Source organism: Burkholderia sp. MSMB1078WGS, assembly GCF_001528895.1.
Taxonomy (GTDB): Bacteria; Pseudomonadota; Gammaproteobacteria; order Burkholderiales; family Burkholderiaceae; genus Burkholderia.
The window spans coordinates 98980-115986 of sequence record NZ_LPDI01000102.1 but is presented as its reverse complement, the minus strand read 5'-3'; the positions used below and the strand labels follow the sequence as shown (position 1 = coordinate 115986).

The 17007-nt window shown below is 68.9% G+C and carries 16 protein-coding genes and 1 pseudogene; 9 read left to right on the top strand and 8 right to left on the bottom strand.

What is annotated here, in order from left to right:
- Nucleotides 1-2 precede the first annotated feature (2 nt).
- Together WT24_RS28175 and WT24_RS28170 are read left to right on the top strand one after the other, a co-directional pair.
- On the top strand, nt 3-2804 hold the full coding sequence (locus tag WT24_RS28175; RefSeq protein WP_060036478.1) for an Hsp70 family protein: 2802 nt from the start codon (nt 3-5) through the stop codon (nt 2802-2804).
- Between the two features lie 27 nt (nt 2805-2831).
- Nucleotides 2832-3320, top strand: coding sequence for an Lrp/AsnC family transcriptional regulator (locus tag WT24_RS28170; protein ID WP_257127574.1), 489 nt, complete (start codon nt 2832-2834; stop codon nt 3318-3320).
- 18 nt (nt 3321-3338) lie between these two features.
- On the opposite strand, the gene WT24_RS28165 is transcribed toward WT24_RS28170, so the two are convergent.
- Nucleotides 3339-4790: a sensor histidine kinase gene (locus WT24_RS28165; protein ID WP_060036476.1), complete on the bottom strand. Its 1452-nt coding sequence runs from the start codon at nt 4788-4790 to the stop codon at nt 3339-3341.
- Nucleotides 4777-5442 (bottom strand): response regulator transcription factor, encoded by a 666-nt coding sequence (locus tag WT24_RS28160; RefSeq protein WP_027782307.1) that lies wholly within the window; start codon nt 5440-5442, stop codon nt 4777-4779. Before WT24_RS28160 ends, WT24_RS28165 begins: the two co-directional genes overlap by 14 nt.
- Nucleotides 5443-5679: 237 nt before the next feature.
- On the opposite strand from WT24_RS28160, the gene WT24_RS28155 reads away from it, so the two are divergent.
- A complete protein-coding gene (locus WT24_RS28155) occupies nt 5680-6696 on the top strand; it encodes an ABC transporter substrate-binding protein (RefSeq protein ID WP_060036654.1) in 1017 nt (338 codons plus the stop codon).
- Between the two features lie 123 nt (nt 6697-6819).
- Nucleotides 6820-8130: an MFS transporter gene (locus WT24_RS28150; RefSeq protein ID WP_059504257.1), complete on the top strand. Its 1311-nt coding sequence runs from the start codon at nt 6820-6822 to the stop codon at nt 8128-8130.
- Here WT24_RS28150 and WT24_RS33795 read toward each other — a convergent pair.
- Nucleotides 8027-8425, bottom strand: a pseudogene (locus tag WT24_RS33795) (histidine kinase); the annotation flags it as partial. The gene WT24_RS28150 and the pseudogene WT24_RS33795 overlap by 104 nt on opposite strands.
- Before the next feature lie 335 nt (nt 8426-8760).
- Here WT24_RS33795 and WT24_RS28140 point away from each other — a divergent pair.
- The gene (locus WT24_RS28140) at nt 8761-9213 is read left to right on the top strand and encodes a hypothetical protein (RefSeq protein ID WP_059794718.1); all 453 of its coding nucleotides are present in this window, start codon (nt 8761-8763) and stop codon (nt 9211-9213) included.
- A gap of 108 nt (nt 9214-9321) precedes the next feature.
- Entirely contained in the window at nt 9322-11340 is a 2019-nt protein-coding gene (locus WT24_RS28135; RefSeq protein ID WP_060036474.1) for a VTT domain-containing protein, read from the top strand.
- 25 nt (nt 11341-11365) lie between these two features.
- Here the strand turns inward: WT24_RS28135 and WT24_RS28130 are convergent, their stop codons facing one another.
- Together WT24_RS28130 and WT24_RS28125 are read right to left on the bottom strand one after the other, a co-directional pair.
- On the bottom strand, nt 11366-11695 hold the full coding sequence (locus tag WT24_RS28130) for a DNA-binding protein (RefSeq protein ID WP_034205450.1): 330 nt from the start codon (nt 11693-11695) through the stop codon (nt 11366-11368).
- Complete coding sequence (locus tag WT24_RS28125) at nt 11692-12024, bottom strand: type II toxin-antitoxin system RelE/ParE family toxin (protein ID WP_060036472.1); 333 nt, start codon at nt 12022-12024, stop codon at nt 11692-11694. The genes WT24_RS28130 and WT24_RS28125 overlap by 4 nt, the downstream gene beginning before the upstream one ends.
- A gap of 396 nt (nt 12025-12420) precedes the next feature.
- On the opposite strand from WT24_RS28125, the gene WT24_RS28120 reads away from it, so the two are divergent.
- Nucleotides 12421-12930 (top strand): GNAT family N-acetyltransferase, encoded by a 510-nt coding sequence (locus WT24_RS28120; RefSeq protein ID WP_060036471.1) that lies wholly within the window; start codon nt 12421-12423, stop codon nt 12928-12930.
- A 16-nt stretch (nt 12931-12946) separates the two neighbouring features.
- Here WT24_RS28120 and WT24_RS28115 read toward each other — a convergent pair whose 3' ends face one another.
- The 3 genes from WT24_RS28115 to WT24_RS28105 form a co-directional block, all read right to left on the bottom strand.
- Nucleotides 12947-13900: a hypothetical protein gene (locus WT24_RS28115; protein WP_060036470.1), complete on the bottom strand. Its 954-nt coding sequence runs from the start codon at nt 13898-13900 to the stop codon at nt 12947-12949.
- Between the two features lie 58 nt (nt 13901-13958).
- Complete coding sequence (locus WT24_RS35505; RefSeq protein ID WP_006479692.1) at nt 13959-14081, bottom strand: hypothetical protein; 123 nt, start codon at nt 14079-14081, stop codon at nt 13959-13961.
- Nucleotides 14082-14479: 398 nt separating this feature from the next.
- Nucleotides 14480-14935, bottom strand: coding sequence for an Lrp/AsnC family transcriptional regulator (locus tag WT24_RS28105; protein ID WP_059504248.1), 456 nt, complete (start codon nt 14933-14935; stop codon nt 14480-14482).
- A 115-nt stretch (nt 14936-15050) separates the two neighbouring features.
- Between WT24_RS28105 and WT24_RS28100 the strand changes: the two genes are divergently transcribed.
- Nucleotides 15051-15596: an alpha/beta hydrolase gene (locus WT24_RS28100; protein WP_060036469.1), complete on the top strand. Its 546-nt coding sequence runs from the start codon at nt 15051-15053 to the stop codon at nt 15594-15596.
- Between the two features lie 122 nt (nt 15597-15718).
- On the top strand, nt 15719-16969 hold the full coding sequence (locus tag WT24_RS28095) for a YbfB/YjiJ family MFS transporter (RefSeq protein ID WP_059794701.1): 1251 nt from the start codon (nt 15719-15721) through the stop codon (nt 16967-16969).
- Nucleotides 16970-17007: the final 38 nt, after the last annotated feature.

Sequence of the window (17007 nt, the reverse complement as noted above, 5' to 3'; positions counted from 1 at the left end):
CGATGAAGCGTTATACGGTCGGCATCGACCTCGGCACGAGCAACACCGTCGTCGCATACGTCGAGGCCGGTTCCGACGCGATCCGCGTGTTCGACGTCGAGCAACTGGTCGGGCCGGGCGCTGTGGCCGCGCAGCCGCTGTTGCCGTCGGTGCGCTATCACCCGGCGGCGGGCGAGTTGCCGCCGGACGCGCTGCGTTTGCCGTGGCACGCGGCTGGCGCGCGCGGCGCGCTCGCCCATTCGGGCGGCGGCCGTGACGGCGGGGCGGCTGGCCGTGACGGCGGGGCGGACGACGCGCCGCCGGCCGTGATCGGCCGCTACGCGCGCACGCTCGGCGCGCAGGTGCCGGGCCGGCTCGTGTCGAGCGCGAAGAGCTGGCTGTCGCACGCGGCGGTCGACCGGCTCGCGGCGATCCTGCCGTGGGGCGCGGCCGACGGCGTCGACAAGGTGTCGCCGGTCGATGCGAGCGCGAGCTATCTCGCGCATGTGCGCGACGCGTGGGACGCGCACTTTCCCGATGCGCCGCTCGCGGAGCAGGACGTGATCCTGACGGTGCCCGCGTCGTTCGACGACGGCGCGCGCGCGTTGACCGTCGAGGCCGCGCGACGCGCGAAGCTGCCGGCGCTGCGATTGCTGGAAGAGCCGCAGGCCGCGTTCTACGACTGGCTGTACGGTCAGCGCGACACGTTGCGCGAGACGTTCGCCGCCGCGCGGCGCGTGCTGATCTGTGACGTCGGCGGCGGCACGACCGACCTCACGCTCGTCGACGTCGCGCCGGGCGGCGACGGAGAGCCGACCTTCACGCGCGTCGGCGTCGGTAATCACCTGATGCTCGGCGGCGACAACATGGACCTCGCGCTCGCGCGCCTGGTCGAGACGCGGCTGACCGAACCCGGTACGCGGCTGTCGGCCGCGAGCCTGTCGCAACTCGTCGAGCGCTGCCGCGCGGCCAAGGAGCGGCTGCTCGGCGACGACGCGCCGGCGTCCGTCACCGTCACGCTGCTCGGCGCGGGCAGCAAGCTCGTCGGCGGCGCGCGCTCGGCCGAGCTGACACGGCAGGAAGTCGAGCAGATCGTCGTCGACGGGTTCTTTCCGCAGGTCGATGCCGGCGAACTGCCGCGCCGTGCGCGCGCGGCGATCGTCGAATTCGGCTTGCCGTATGCGAGCGACGCGGCCGTCACGCGCCACGTCGCCGCGTTCCTGAAGCGTCATGCGCAAGGCCCGCTGCCGGACACGCTGCTGCTCAACGGCGGCGTGTTCCGTGCGCGCGCGCTCGCCGGCCGTCTCGCGCAGACACTCGGCACGTGGCGCGGCGCGCCGCTCGACGTACTGCACAACGCGCATCCCGATGTGGCCGTCGCGCGCGGCGCGGTGGCCTACGGACTCGCGCGTGCCGGCCATGCGCCGCGTATCGGCGGCGGCTCCGCGCGCAGCTATTTCCTCGTGCTCGACGATGGTGCGGACGATTCGGCCGCACGCGGCGTCTGCCTGTTGCCGCGCGGCGCGGAGGAGGGCCGCGAGATCCGGCTCGACGATCGCACGTTCGCGCTGCAACTCGGGCAGCCGGTGCGTTTTCACCTCGTGTCGACGGTGGCCGACATGCAATATCGACCCGGCGATCTCGTCGATCTCGACGGCGGCGATTTCGTGCGGCTACCGCCGATCGCGACGGTCGTCGATGCGAAGGCGGGCAGCGACGCGCGCGAGACGCCGGTGAAGCTCACCGCGTCGCTGACCGAGGTCGGCACGCTCGAAATGCATTGCATCGCGACTGACGACGCGGCGCGCCGCTGGCGGCTCGAATTCCAGTTGCGCGGCGATGCGCCGGTTCACGGCGACGATGCCGCGGCCACGCGGCATCCGCGTCTCGACCAGGCGATCGCGCTGATCGAGCGCTCGTTCGGCAGCAAGGCCGCAGGCGTGACGCCGAAGGACACGCGCCGGTTGCGCACGCAACTCGAACAGGTGCTCGGCGCGCGCGAAGACTGGGACGTCGCGCTCGCACGCGAACTGTTCGACGCTTTGCTTGCGCGGGCGCGGCGGCGGCGTCGCTCGGCCGATCACGAGCGCGCCTGGCTGAATCTTGCCGGGTATTGCCTGCGTCCGGGTTTCGGCCATCCGCTCGATGCGTGGCGCATCGAGCAGCTATGGCCGCTGTTCGACGACGGCATTCAATACGTGACCGACGCCCAGGTGTGGTCCGAGTGGTGGACGCTGTGGCGGCGCGTGGCCGGCGGCCTCGACGACGATGCGCAAGCGCAGGTGCGCGACGCGATCGCGTTCCTCGAACCGTCCGACGACAAGCGGCGCAAGCTGCCGTTCGATCCGGCCAAAGTCGGGCCGGCCGACATGACGCGGCTGTCCGCGTCGCTCGAACGGCTGCCCGTCGAGCGCAAGGTCGAGCTCGCCGAGCGCCTGATCGCGCAATTGCAGAAGCCGGCCGAACGGGCGTTGTGTGCGTGGGCGCTCGGGCGGATCGGAGCAAGGCGGCCGTTCTACGGCAGCGCGCATGGCGTCGTGCCGCCGGAAATCGTCATTGGCTGGCTCGATGCGCTGTTCGCGCTCGACTGGAAGCAGGTCGAGCCCGCGGCGTTCGCAGCGGCACAGATTGCGCGGATGACGGGCGACCGCTCGCGCGACCTGCCGGACGACACGCGCGAAGCCGTCATCAAGCGCCTGTCGGCCGCGAATGCGTCGGCGGCGTGGATCGACATGGTTCGTGAAGCGATCGCGTTCGACGAAGCCGATACGGTGCGCGTGTTCGGCGAGACGCTGCCGGCGGGGTTGAAGCTGCTGGCCGATTGAAAACAGGACAGGATGCTTCGATCTCGTTTGGAGATCGAAGTATCCTGCCGAGCGTCGAGCGTCGAGCGTCGAGCGTCGAGCGTCGAGCGTCGAGCGTCGAGCGTCGACCGCGAGCTCATCGCGCTGCTGCGCGACAACGCGCGACTGCCCGTCGTCGCGTTGGCGAAGGCATTGCGCGTGGCGCGTGCGACCGTGCAGAGCCGGCTGACGCGGCTGGAGAAGAACGGCGTGATCGTCGGCTATACGGTGCGGCTCAAGCCGGCGGCCGAACGGCACCGGATCCGCGCGCTGATGTCGATCGCGGTGCAGGGCAATCGCGGCGCGGAAGTGGTGAAGGTGCTGCGCGGGCATCCGAACGTCGCGTCGATCCACAGCACCAACGGCCGCTGGGATCTCGTCGCCGAACTGCATGCCGATTCGCTCGAGCACTTCGATCGCGTACTCGGCGCGATCCGGTTGATCGACGGGATCGCGAATACCGAGACGAGCATTTTGTTGTCGACGCACAAGGCGTGACGCGGGCAGGGGGCTGCGTCACGCCGCGCGCTCAGGTGCTGACGGTCCATGGCGCGTTTCTGCGGCGGTTCCTGTCGCGCACGGAAACGTCAACACCACCGCGAACCCGCCCGTATCGGGAAACGCGAACCCCACGCGCCCGCCGTGCGCCTTCATCACTTCCTGCACGATCGCGAGCCCGAGTCCCGACCCCGTGCGACGCTCGCTGCCGTCCGGCGCGATCCGCACGAACGGTTGCAGGGCCGCGTCCCAGTGCTCGCGCGGCATCCCGCGCCCGTTGTCGGTGACGGTCAGCGTCACCGCCCGATCCGCGTTGCCGATGGTCGCGACCGACACGACGATGTCGTCCGCATGGCCGTGCAGCAGCGCGTTGTGCAGCACGTTCGACAGCGCTTCCTGAAGACTGATCGCATCGCCGTCGATCCATGCATGCGGCGCATCGCTCGCGAACGCAACGGCCACGTCGCGCTCGCCGGCGAGCGGAATCGTACGGCCCAGCACCTCTTTCGCGAGCGCGACGAGTTCGACGGGTTGCAGCGGCACGGCCTCGGTGCGATGAATCACCATCGCATGATTGAGCAACTGACCGGTGAGCCGGCCGACGTCCGAACAAGTCGCGCGCAGCGCATCGAGGCGCGCCGCACGGCGCGCGGGATCGGTTTCGCCGTCGAGCAGTTCGATCTGCGCGTCGAGCCGCGCGAGCGGCGTGCGCATCTGGTGGGCGGCGTCGGCGATGAAGCGCTGCATCGCGTTGATCCGCTCCGCGAGCCGTCGCATCAGCCCGTTGATCGACCCGATGATCGCGTCGATCTCGCTCGGCGTATCGACGGCCACGGGCCGCAGGTCGGCCGGGTCGCGCGCGGCGATGATCGTGCCGATCCGCGCGAGCGGGCGCAGGCCGCGCCGGATCGCGAGGCCGCTCGCGCCGATCGCGAGCACGCTCATCAGCAGGATCAGCGTCCACACCTTGATGCTCATGTCGTTCGTCAACTGCTGGCGCGCGTTGGTTGTCTGCGCAACCGTCACGAGCGCCCAGCCCGGCGTGCTTTCCTCGGGCATGTAGCGGGCGATCGTCGCGGTGCGGATCGGGTGCCCCTGGTAGACGGCATTCGCGAACGCGGGGCCCTGCTTCGCGGCGGCGAGCGTCGCGGCGCTCGCGAGATCGTTGTAGCCGGCCACGACCACGCCGCGCGAATCGACGACCTTGTAGTAGACGAGGTCGTAGCGCGACAGCGTCGACAGCGCGGCGACCGGCGGATTCAGCGCGAGCACGCCGCCTTGTACATAGAGGTTTTCCGCGACCTGGATCGACGCGCCCGCCAGCAACTGGTCGTACGCGCGTTCGGCCGCGACGCCCGCGTAGTAGCGCGCGATCGCCGCGAGCGCGAGCGCGCCGGTCGCGACGACGAGCGCGATGAACAGCAGCGTGCGCCCGAACAGCGTCTTCGGGAACCAGTCAATGCGCGGCAATCTGATACCCCATCCCGCGCGCGGTGCGGATCTCGACGGAGCTGCCCTGCAGCTTCCGGCGCACGCGCGTCACGTATTGCTCGACCGCGTTCGCGGTCGGTTCGTTGCCGAAGCTGAACAACTGATTCAGCAGTTCTTCCTTCGAGAAGATGCGTTGCGGTCGGCTCGCGAGGATTTCGAGCAGCGCGAATTCCTGGCGCGACAGCGACAGCGGCTGGCCGTCGAGTTCCGCGAGGCGACTGCTGCGGTCGATCACGAGGCCGCCGAGCGTCAGCACGTCGTTTGCGTGACCGCTGTTGCGGCGCAGGAGCGCTTGCACGCGCGCGTCGAGTTCGCGATAGTCGAACGGCTTCACGAGGTAGTCGTCGGCGCCGAGGCCGAGGCCGCTCACGCGGTCGTCGATCGCCGAGCGGGCGGTGACGAGCAGCACGGGCGTCGTGCTGCCCGACGCGCGCAGGTTGCGCAGCACGGTGAAGCCATCCATGCCGGGCAGGTTCGCATCGAGCACGACGAGATCGAAGCGCTCGACGCGTAGCAGCCCGTTCGCGGTCGCGCCGTCGGTTTCGAGATCGACGGCGTGGCCGAGCCGGGCCAGGCGGCTGCGGATCGCCGCGCCGATTTCGGCATCGTCCTCCACGACGAGAATGCGCATGGTGCCGTTTGCAGGTAGGTGGATTAGGGGTTTTCCCGGAGCCGGGATGTCAGCATTTTCTCAGACTCGGTCGATAACCTGTGTCGAGCCGGAAGCAGGATGCAAGGACGGCATTAATACCAGAAATATTCAAGGAGACGGCAACATGCAGCATGTCACGGGCACGACGAACGCGCGCCGCGGCGCCACGCCGGCCTGCGCGTGGCCGCTGGCCGCCCGCCGCACGGCGGCGCGCGCATGACGGCGTCGCCGCGCCGCCGCGCACTGATCGCCGCCGGGCTCGGCGTGCTCGCCGCGCCGGCGCTGGTGTGCGCGAAGCCGCGCACGGTGCGGATCTCGAAAGGCTATGGCGTGCTGTACCTGCCGCTGCTCGTGATGGAAAAGCAGCGGCTGTTCGAGCGGCATGCGGCGCGCCACGGCGTGCGCGACGTCGCGGTCGAATGGGTGCTGCTCGACGGCGGCAATTCCGTCAACGACGCGATGATGGCCGGCACGCTCGATTTCGCGGGCGCCGGCGCGCCGGGGTTCATCGAACTGTGGGCGCGGGCGCGCGGCATTCCGAACGTCGAGGTGATTGGCATCAGCGGGCTGTCGACTACGTCGCTGTCGCTGAACGCGAACCGGCCGGGCCTCGTGTCGCTTCGCGACTTCACGCCGTCGGACCGGATCGCGGTGCCGGGCATCCGCACGTCGCTGTCGGCGGTCGTGCTGCAGATGGTCGCGAGCCGGCAGCTTGGCGCCAGGCATTTCGCGCAGCTCGATTCGATCACCGTGAACCTGCCGCATCCGCAGGCGATGCAGGCGCTGATCCGCCGCGAGAACGGCGTGACCGCGCATTTCACGTCGCCGCCGTTCTCGACGCTCGAATTGCGGCAGCCGGGCATTCATCGCGTCGTGAGTTCGGTCGACGTGCTCGGCCCGCTGACGCTCGACGTCGTGTTCGCGCCGAAGCGGCTCGTCGATGCGCAGCCTGCGCTGGCCGTCGCGTTTCTCGGCGCGCTCGACGAAGCGAACCGCCTGATCGCGCAGGACCCGCGCGCGGCGGCCGCGCTCTACGCGGCGTCGTCGGGCGTCGGCGTGTCGCACGACGACGTGATGCGAATGCTCGCCGCGCCCGATACGCGTTTCTCGGTGCTGCCGAACCAGCTGATGGACTACGTCGAATTCCTGTACCTGGCCGGTACGATCAAGGCGAAGCCGCGCGCGTGGCACGAGATGTTCGCGCCGATGCTCGACGACTACCGGTCGGGTTGAGCCGCGTTTGCCGCGATCCGATGCCATGCATCGAACCACCCGACGCCGGCGCGTTCGTCGCGCGCGACGCCGTTTCAACCGATATACAACCGATACGCAACCGATTCACGCAAGGAGCCTGAAGTGAACGCTACCGATACCCTGGACCCCGCGTCCGCCGAAGAACGGCGCATCATGTCGAAGATGGCGCGGCGCCTGATGCCTATCCTCGTCGTGATGTTCCTGATCGCGTTCATCGACCGGCAGAACGTCGGGTTCGCGAAACTGCAGATGGTGCACAGCCTCGGCATGACGGAAGCCGCGTTCGGGCTCGCGTCGTCGCTGTTCTTCATCGGCTACCTGCTGTTCGAGGTACCGAGCACGCTCGCGCTGCATCGCTACGGCGCACGCGTGTGGCTCGCGCGGATCATGCTGACGTGGGGGCTCATCACGGTGCTGATGGGCTTCACGACGTCGATGCCCGTGTTCTGCTCGCTGCGCTTCCTGCTCGGCATCGCCGAGGCCGGCTTCTATCCGGGCGTGATCTATTACCTGACGCTGTGGTTCCCGCAGAGCTACCGCGCGAAGGTGCTCGGCATCTTCACGCTCGGCAGCGCGCTCGCGAACATGCTCGGCTCGCTGGTCGGCGGCGCGCTGCTGAGCCTGAACGGCGTGTGGGGGCTGGCGGGCTGGCAGTGGGTGTTCGTCGCGACGGGCATTCCGGCGGTGATCGTCGCGATCGTCGTGTTTCGCGTGCTGCCCGCGTCGTTCCGCGAAGCGCCGTTCCTCGACGAGCGCGAGAAGCAGATCGTCGCGGCCGCGCTGGAGCGCGAGAAGCCGGCACAGGCCGAGCACGGTCAGCCGTGGAAGGCGCTGCTCGATCCGCGCGTGATGCTGTTCGCGGCGACCTACATGCTGATGTCGACGTCGCTGTACGGCGTCACGTACTGGCTGCCGACGCTCGTGAAATCGTTCGGCGTGTCGAGCACGACGAACGGGTTCCTGAGCATGCTGCCGTGGGCGCTCGCGGTGTTGCTGCTGCTGTGGCTGCCGGCGAAGCTGCGTCGCGCGAAGAGCATCCTGCGTACGATCGCGATCGTCGCGGCGCTGGGCGCGCTCGGCTTCCTGTTGAGCCTCGTGCTGCCGTCGACGCCGCTGCGCTTCATCGCGCTCGTGCTCGGCGGCGCGTGCATTCCGCTGTTGTACCCGTGCTTCTGGTCGATGCCGCCGCGCTATTTCACCGGTGCGCGGGCGGCTGCGAGCGTCGCGGCGATCAACTCGATCGGCAACCTCGGCGGCTTCTTCAGCCAGAACCTGATGCCGTTCGCGGGCAAGATGACGGGCACCGCGTTCGGGCCGATGATCGTGCCGATCGTGTGCCTCGCACTGCTCGGCATCGGCGCGCTGGTCGCGTGGACGCGGTCGGAGCGCGGGATGGTGGCGGCGCAGGCTTGATGGGGGCCGGGTCGATCAGCCATTCGAGATCGTTCTTCAGCGTCGCGAGCGTCTGCGCCAGTTCGTCGTGCAGTTCGCGCGCGATGCGGCGCTGCTCGGCTTCGCGCGCGCTGGCGCTGATCGCGGCGATCCCGCGCAGCTCGTCGCGCGACGCCTGCAGCGCCCGTTCCGCGCGCACGCGCTCCTCGACTTCGCGCCGCAGGTCGCGGTTCGACGCGCTCAGTTGCGCAGTGCACGCGGCAGCGCGCTGTTCGAGCCGTTCGTTCGCATCGTTCAACTGCGCGCTTTTCTGGATGTGACGCAGTCCGTCCCGCATGACCACGTGATCGTCAGCCAGAATTACCTTGATCATCTTCCAGCGACCCTCTTCGGGATGACGCGCGTTGCCGTCCGGTTGTCGCCGCGGCCGTTCTTCTGACCAATATGTGCCTCCGAACCCGAAAACGGTACGCGTTCGCGAAATCCCCGGGAAAGGGTACGGTGCGACGCGTATCCGAACAGGGTATTCCGTGGTGATCGCTGTACCAGATCGCGGCCGGCGCGGCATCACGGGAGCCGTCCCGCGACCCGTTCCGATTCGGGACTAAACTGGTGCCCGATGCCACCCGCGCGAACCGAGGAGCCCCTGCAATGATCGACCTTGCCGATATCCTGCCGTCCGCACTGCCCGCCGCCGTCGCATGGGCCGAAGCGGAGGCGGCGCGCGGGCTCGCGCTGGGTGCGCCGCTGACGCCGGCCCAAGCTGACGACGCGCGCACGGTGGGCGTCGTGCAACCGGACCGGATCCGCGTGGTGGCGGTCGATCGCATGCCGTTTCCCGACACGCCGACGCTCGCTGCGATCGCCCGCGACACGGGGCTGCTGTCGCCCGGGACGATCGGCCTCACGCTCGGTCACGCGGTGTACGTGCTGCGCGGGCACGACACGCGCCGCCTGCTGACGCACGAATTCCGGCACGTGCATCAATACGAGGCCGCCGGCTCGATCGGCGCGTTTCTTGCGCGCTATCTGCACGAGATCGCGACGGTCGGCTACCACGACGCACCGCTCGAGGCCGACGCGCGGCAACACGAGTTCGATTGATCCCTGACCCCGCCACCGGCGCGAGCGTGCGCATGTCGCGATGAACGTCTCCAATCCCCCTGCCGGCCCGCCGTTCGCGCACCGGGCCGCCCCGTCCGGGAGTGTGCGATGAGCGACACGATCCACGCGTGGATCGGCGCGATCGGCGCGCATCCGCTGCTCGTGCTGGCGATCGTGTTCGTGGCTGCCTGTGCCGAGGCGATCGCGCTGATCGGCACGATCGTGCCGGCCGGCGCCGTGATGTTCGCGGCCGGTGCGTTGATCGGCGCGGGCGCGCTCGACGCATGGGCGACGATCGGCGTCGCGGCCGTCGGCGCGGTGATCGGCGACGGGATCAGCTACGAACTCGGGCGACGTTACCGCGGGATGATCCGCAACGCGTGGGCGCGCTTCGGCTACGCGAGCGCCTACGCGCGCGGCGAGGAGTTCGTGCTGCGTCACGGGACGAAGAGCATCGTGCTCGCGCGCTTTCTCGCGCCGGTGCGTGCGGTCGTGCCGGTCGTCGTCGGCTGCGCGACGCTGCCGCGCCGGTCGTTCTATCCGGTCAACGTGATCTCTGCGCTCGTGTGGGCGCCTGTCCACATCGCACCCGGCATCCTGTTCGGCGCGTCGGCCGCGCTCGCCGCGGCGATCAGCGTGCGGGTCGCCGCGATCCTGCTGGTCGTGGCCGCGCTGGTCGCGCTCGTGTGGATCGGCGTGCGCGTCGCGCTGCGGCGCGGATGGCCGTTGTTGTGCCGCGCGCTCGCCGACGCCGTGCATGCATGCGCGCGCCGCTGGCCGCGGTTCGGCGCGCGGCTGCACGACGGCATCGCGTACCTGCGCGGATTGCCGGGCGCGGTGCCCGTGCTCGCGCTGTTGTTCATCGGCTGCGTGTGGTTGTTCGCGGGGATCGTGCAGGACGTCGTCGCGAACGATCCGCTGATGCATGCGGACATCGCGCTGTATGCGTTCCTGCAGAACCTGCGCACGCCGCCCGCGGACGCCGCGATGAGTGCGCTCGCCATCCTGCATGGGCACGACACGGGGCTGATCGTCGCGGCCGCGTTGCTCGTCTGGCTGATGATCCATCGCTGCTGGCTGACGGCCGCGTGGTGGCTCGCGACGGTCGGCGTCGCCGTCGTGCTCGTGCCGGTGTTCGGCGCGGGCGTGCCCGGCGCGACGCCCGCGAGCCTGCCGCCCGGTGCGCTGCACGTGCCGCTGCCCGATGCCGACGCCGCCTTCGCGATCCTCGCGAGCAGCGGCCTCGGCTGGCTGATCGCGCGCGACCGGCCCGCGCTGTGGCGCATTCCGGTCGTGACGGCGGTCGTGCTGTGGATCGTGCTCGGCGGCTTCGCGCGGCTGTATGTCGGCGATACCTGGCTGTCGGGCCTGCTGGGTGGCTGGAGCCTCGGGCTCGCGTGGTTCGCGTTGCTCGCCGGCGCCCATGCGTACTGGCGCGTGCGCGAGCACGTGCAGCCGCGAGGTGCGCTCGTCGCAGTCGTCGTCGTGCTCGCGACGGCCGGCGTATGGACGGTGCCCGCGCAATGGCAGCGCGATCGCGCGGCGCGTCCGCATGTCGGCGATGTGGTCGCGATGACCGTCGACCAGTGGCTGCACGGCGGGTGGCAGCGCGTGCCGACGCGGCGCACCGAGATCGGCGGCGACCGCGAGGAATATCTGCCGCTGCAATGGAGCGCGACGTCGGACACGCTCGTCCGTCATCTCGCGCAGGCCGGCTGGCAGCGCGCGACGCCGTGGTCGCCGGCCACCGCACTGCGCTGGCTGGCGCCGCAGGCGCCCGTCGACACGCTGCCCGTACTGCCGCGCTATACCCATGGCGAAAGCACGCGGCGCGTGTTCGTCCGCGTCGATCCGGCCCACCCGGAAAGCCGCTTCGTGCTGCGGTTGTGGCGTTATCCGTACGTGTTGCAGGATGCGCTCGGCATGCGGCCGCTGTGGTACGGCGCGCTGTATCGCGAAACGCTGCGCCGGCCGGCGCGGCTGATGACGCTCGTGCACACGACGACGATCGACGATGCGGCGGCGATTGCGCACGCGTTGGCGGTCGAGCCGAGGATCGAGCATCCGCCGGCGGGGACGACGGCCGTGCCGGACGAGATATTGCTGGTCTGGATGGTGAAGCCGTGAATGGGCAGGGCGTGACGTGCGGCCCTCAAGCGTGCGACGGCTGCGCGGGAACGACGGACAGGCGCAGGCCGACGGTCTTGAGCACCGCGAGCAGGGTTTTCAGCGTCGGGTTGCCGCTCGGGGACAGCGTGCGATACAGCGATTCGCGGCTGATGCCGGCCTCGGCCGCGACGGCGCCGAGCCCGCCGTACGCTTCCGCGACCGTGCGCAGCGCGAGCAGCCCGGCCGCGCGGTTCTCCGGATCGTCGAGCGATTCCATCGCGACGCGCAGATAGGCGACCGCGAGCTCGCGATCGGCGCCGAGTTCGGCGACTTCCGCGTCGTGGTGCGATACCGCGCCTTTGAGCTTGTTCATGTTTGCCTCCGTTTCCAGTTCGACCAGTGTTCCTTGGCGCGCCTGATGTCGTCGGACTGACAGGCCTTGTCGCCGCCGGACAGCAGCAACACCAAGGCGCTGCCGTGCCGACCGAAATACCCGCGGTAGCCGGCGCCGACATGGACGCGCAGTTCGATCACGGCTTCGCCGACCGGCTCGCAGCCGCCGAAATTGCCGGCCTGCACACGGCGCAGGCGTTCGCGGATTCGTGCCTGCGCGAGCTTGTCACGCACGGCGTTCAGCCATTCGGTGAAAGGCTCGCGACCGTCGTCGCGCTGATAGCGAAGCAGTTCGAACCTGGAAGGCATTGTAACTTATAAACTACAAATAAGTAAATGGAGCGAGACGTCGCATCGCAATGGCTGGGTGGCCGACGCGCATGCGGCGTCTCCATGGCTCGGGATGTCAGGGCATGGCGCTCGCTTCCCGGCCGACGATCATTTTTTCATCCGGTGTGGCGCGTGACGATTCGGCCAAACGGCCGGTATCGATGGTGCGATGAAGGGGCGCGCGCCGCGGCCGAGCGGCTCGGCTTCGGCGATCCGTCCAGCTTTTCGCAGGCGTCCACGCGCTGACACGGCGTGCCGCCGGGCGCGTATCGCGGTGCGGCGCGGCGCTGAGAGCACGCGACCCGCGATGAATCGCGGTACGATCGCTCGTTTGCCTGACTTGCCTGTCGACATCACCTTCAAGAGAGCCCCCGCATGATCACGATCCGCCCGATGACCGACGACGATTTCGCGCGTTTCTGGCCGACCTACCGCGCCATCGTCGCTGCTCAGGAAACCTACGCATTCGATCCCGACCCGACACCGGAAGCGGCACGCGCATTGTGGCTCGACGCGTCGCTCTGCACGTGGATCGCCGAGGAGGACGGCGTGGTGCTCGGCTCGTATTACCTGAAGGCGAACGCGGCCGGCCCCGGCAAGCACGTGAGCAACTGCGGCTACATGGTGAGCGAGGCCGCGCGCGGACGCGGCGTCGCGCGCCTGATGTGCGAGCACTCGCAGCAGGTGGCGCGCGAGCGTGGTTTTCTCGCGATGCAGTTCAATTCGGTGGTTGCGACGAACGAGGTCGCGGTCGCGCTGTGGCAGAAGCTGGGATTCGAGATCGTCGGCCGGCTGCCGCGCGCATATCGTCACGCGCGGCTCGGCTTCGTCGACTGCTTCGTGATGTTCAAGTGGCTCGGCGACGCGGTGGCCGCCGAAGCCTGAGCAATCCGCCGCTGCGTCAGACGGCGAACGCGCCGTCGAACACGATCCGTTCGTCGAACGCGAGCGTGCCGCGCGCGAAGATCAGGTCGAGATGGTGGCTGCCGTTTTCGCCGCCGCCAAGCCCCAGATGCAGCCCCGGGTGGCGTTCCTCGAACCCCGCGTTGCGGCCGTACAGGCCGCGTATGCCGAGGTTCGTGCCGATGCCGAATTCCTCGATCCGCCGGTGATTCGCGTGCCGATCGAGATAGGTCGAGAAATCGCGCCGGAAGCCCGCATCGTCGGTGTCGAAATCGACGATCATGCTGTGTTCGACATGCAGCGTGGCGAGCCGCTCGGCCACCTTGTACTTGATCGCGAACGGCACGGTGCCGAGAAACGTGCCGCTGAACACGACCGAGCCGTTGAGGTCGGTCACGTGCGTCGCGATCTCGCCGGGCACGACGTCGAGGTTGCCCATGCCGTCCACGCTCGTCCATTTCTGGTCGGGCGCGAGCGAGCCCTTCAGTGCGTTGCCGGCTTCGTCGACGAAGCGGATCTGCGACGCGCGCGCGGCGGCCTCGATCAGCCGGCCGTTGCGTGCGGCGATGTCGTCGAGCGATTCGGCGAACGCCTCGTCGAGATGCGGGCCGTAATCCTTGAACAAAACCGACTTGTTCCAGTGCTCGACGATCGCAGGGCGGATCGCGGCGAGGAACGGCGGCCCGCTCGGCGACGGCGTCGGCAGGCACGACGAGTCGTACAGCAGCACGAACAGGTCGGCGTCGACGAGCGCGGCGGCGATGTCGGCGGGCGGGGTGCTTTCGAGGCAGAGGGTGATCGCGGCGAGTGAGTCGGGCAGGGCGGAAAAGGCGCGCAACGCGACGTCGCGATTGCGGGTGTCGTAGCCGACCAGCAGTTTTCCCGATTCGCCGCGTGCCAGCTTGTCGCGCAGCGCCGGGTGAAAGCCGAGCGCGCGGTGCAGGTTCAGCATGCGTATCTCCGGAAGCGGCGGAAGGGCCGCGGCCCTTCCGCGAGAACGGGTGGCCCGCTCAGACCGGCCAGAGCGCGGTGCCGAACGGCACCACGGCGTCCTCGACCATCATGTCGACGGCCTCGGGGTGCGTGTCTTCCTGCATCCAGTCAAGCAATTCGATCTGCTGAGTTTCCTGCATGTCAATTCTCCTGTGGTGAACATGAGTGATTCAACATGAAAGCGCGGCAAAAAATATTGCCGCTCCTCGTTCGGGATTTCGTGAATGCCGGACGAGTGGCGTCGATATTAGTCTGATGATTTTTCGAATGCAATGCGTTGCAATGTTTTTAGCCGTGACGTGCTAAACATGAGTCATTTGCGGTTCAAATATTGGAAAAACCGGATAAAACGAGCGACAGATCGCGCATCATTTTTTATTTGAAGAAATCCGGATCGACGAAATCAATTCGGTTATTTTTAATTTGAATTCAATTGCCCGGATTGCTGCGCTTTATGTCATTCGCGAAGACCGCGTGCGCGATCGCCTGGCGCTCGAACCGGTCCGCCGATTCATGTGTCACGCAGCCGATCCGCACGTCATCCCAGCAACGCCTTTCCGATCGCTTTGGTCGGTTCGGAGCGCAGCACCAGCGAAGTCGTGACCGCGCCGAAGCGGGCAATCGCGTCGATGAGGGTTTCGAGCTGGCCCGGTGTCGGCACCAGCACCTTCAGCAGAAAGCAGTCGTCGCCGGTCATGCGGTGGACTTCGATGACATGCGGCATCTCGGCGAACGTGCGCAGCGCCGGTTTGATGTGCTCGTGAGTCGTTTTGAGCCGGATGATGGCCATCATGCCCAACCCCAGCGCCGCCGGATCGATCCGTGCGCCGTAGCCGGCGATGATGCCGCGTTCTTCCAGCCGCTTGACGCGCTCCGAGGTCGCGGGCTGCGACAGCCCGATGCGCCTGCCCACCTCCGATAACGGCGTTCGCGCGTTCTCCTGCAGTGCTTCGAGGATCGCCAGATCCAGGCGATCCAGTACTTCATCCGGCATGACGGTCCTCCGGTACCGTTGATTCATCGGCATTTTGTCTCAATAACCGATGACTTGCCATTCCGTGCCGGCCGGCGCGTGGTCACACTCTGGCTTTTCGTTGACGGAGGGCGTGATGGATCAGGCGATCGTGATCGTGCCGGGTATCGGGAATTCGGGACCGGATCATTGGCAGAGTCATTGGGAGACGATGTTTCCCGGCGCCGCGCGTATCGCGCCGGCTTCGTGGGATGCGCCCGACCTGACCGACTGGACAGCGGCGCTGGACGCGGCCGTGGCGAGCGCGGCGGCGCCCCCGCTCGTGATTGGTCATTCGCTGGGCTGCTTGTTGTTCGCGTATTGGCATGCGGTTTCGGCGCGCCCGGTGCGCGGCGCGTTTCTCGTGGCCGTGCCCGATCCGGCAGGGCCGCGCTTTCCGGTTGCCGCCGCCGCGTTCGCGAACCTGCCGAGCGGTCGGTTCGGGCGCATGCCGGTGCTGGCGATCGCGAGCACGGACGATCCGTACGATCCGTCGGGGCGCGCGCTGGAATGGGTCGCGGAACGGGGCGCGACGCCGCTTCTGCTTGGCGCACGCGGCCATCTGAACGCGGCCTCGGGGTTGGGCGGGTGGCCCGAAGGGCGCGCGCTGTTCGAGGCATTCGTGGCCGGACTCGGGCGGTAGTGCGTGCCAGCGTCGGCTGGCGGGTTTTTGCCGGCAGCGCATGCCGGTTTCACGGCGGCTCAAGTATGATCGACCGACGGCGGCGAAAGCCCCGGAATCGAACAACGATGGAGACACTCCCGATGCGCGCAGTGCCGCAACCGGAGCGTGCCGGCCGCTCGCGGCCGGACGCCGGCGCAACCGATCCCGGCCGCATGGCCGCGTGGCGGCTCGCAATCCGTCTGTCGCTCGGCAGCGCGATCGCGCTCGGCCTCGCGCGCTTTTCGTATGCGCTGCTGCTGCCGCCGATGAAGGCCGATCTCGGCTGGACGTTCGCGCAGGCCGGCGCGCTGAACACGGCGAACGCGGCCGGCTACCTGATCGGTGCGCTTGCCTTTCCGCTGCTGTCGCGCCGCTGGCGCGCGGGCACGCTGCTCGCGGCCGGCTGTGTGTTGACCGCCGTGCTGATGGCCGCGGGCGGGCTCACGTCGGACATGCACGCGCTGCTCGCGCAGCGGCTGGCGACGGGTATCGGCAGCGCGTCGATCTTCATCAGCGGCGGCGTGCTGGCCGCGCGGCTCGCATCCGCAGCGCCGCGCGACGCAGGGCTGCTGCTCGGCCTCTATTACGGCGGCACCGGATGGGGCATCGTCGCGTCGTCGCTGCTCGTGCCGGCGACGCTCGCGCACCGTGTACACGGCTGGCAGCCGGCGTGGTTCGCACTCGCGGTCGCGTGCGTGCTGTTCTCGGCGGTGGCCGTGTCGGCCGCGCGCCGCATCGAGCACGGACATGCGGCGCCGGGCAGGCAGGGCGACGGCGCGAAACCGGCAGCGACCGCGAGCCCCGCCCGCTTCGCACTCGCGCTGGCCGGCTACGGCCTGTTCGGCGTCGGCTATATCGGCTACATGACGTTCATCGTCGCGCTGCTGCGTGGTGCGGGGATGAGCGGCACGGTCGTTGCCGCCTTCTACGTGATGCTCGGCGTCGCGACCGTCGTGTCGGCGCGGCTGTGGTCGGGGCTGCTCGACCGGATGCGCGGCGGCCAGGCACTCGCCGTGCTCAACGCGCTGCTCGGCGTCGCGACGCTGATGCCCGCGCTGTTCGTGCATCCGGCGGCCGCGTTCGCGTCGGGCTTGCTGTTCGGCGCGACGTTCCTGTCGGCGGTTGCCTCCACGACGGCCTTCGTGCGGCACAACCTGCCGCCCGACGGCTGGGCGAAGGGCATCAGCGCATTCACGACGGTCTTCGCGTTCGGGCAGATCGCGGGGCCGGTCGCGATCGGTTGGGTGTCGGACAGTGCGGGGCTCGCACGCGGGCTCGTGTATTCCGCGCTGACGCTATTCGCGGGCGCTGCATTCGCGGCAGGGCAGCGCGCGCTGCGGGCGTCCGCGTAGTCCGCTCGAACGCGCATGCCGTGCCGCGTGCCGCCATC

Bases quoted from the DNA above. Each gene is read 5' to 3' on its own strand.
- WT24_RS28175 (WP_060036478.1), top strand. From the start codon at position 3: ATGAAGCGTTATACGGTCGGCATCGACCTCGGCACGAGCAACACCGTC.
- WT24_RS28160 (WP_027782307.1), bottom strand. From the start codon at position 5,442: ATGCGCATTCTCGTCGTGGAGGACGATGCCGAAATCGGCGCGGCGATC.
- WT24_RS28155 (WP_060036654.1), top strand. From the start codon at position 5,680: ATGACGGCGTCGCCGCGCCGCCGCGCACTGATCGCCGCCGGGCTCGGC.
- WT24_RS28140 (WP_059794718.1), top strand. From the start codon at position 8,761: ATGATCGACCTTGCCGATATCCTGCCGTCCGCACTGCCCGCCGCCGTC.
- WT24_RS28135 (WP_060036474.1), top strand. From the start codon at position 9,322: ATGAGCGACACGATCCACGCGTGGATCGGCGCGATCGGCGCGCATCCG.
- WT24_RS28130 (WP_034205450.1), bottom strand. From the start codon at position 11,695: ATGAACAAGCTCAAAGGCGCGGTATCGCACCACGACGCGGAAGTCGCC.
- WT24_RS28125 (WP_060036472.1), bottom strand. From the start codon at position 12,024: ATGCCTTCCAGGTTCGAACTGCTTCGCTATCAGCGCGACGACGGTCGC.
- WT24_RS28120 (WP_060036471.1), top strand. From the start codon at position 12,421: ATGATCACGATCCGCCCGATGACCGACGACGATTTCGCGCGTTTCTGG.
- WT24_RS28115 (WP_060036470.1), bottom strand. From the start codon at position 13,900: ATGCTGAACCTGCACCGCGCGCTCGGCTTTCACCCGGCGCTGCGCGAC.
- WT24_RS35505 (WP_006479692.1), bottom strand. From the start codon at position 14,081: ATGCAGGAAACTCAGCAGATCGAATTGCTTGACTGGATGCAGGAAGAC.
- WT24_RS28105 (WP_059504248.1), bottom strand. From the start codon at position 14,935: ATGCCGGATGAAGTACTGGATCGCCTGGATCTGGCGATCCTCGAAGCA.
- WT24_RS28100 (WP_060036469.1), top strand. From the start codon at position 15,051: ATGGATCAGGCGATCGTGATCGTGCCGGGTATCGGGAATTCGGGACCG.
- WT24_RS28095 (WP_059794701.1), top strand. From the start codon at position 15,719: ATGCGCGCAGTGCCGCAACCGGAGCGTGCCGGCCGCTCGCGGCCGGAC.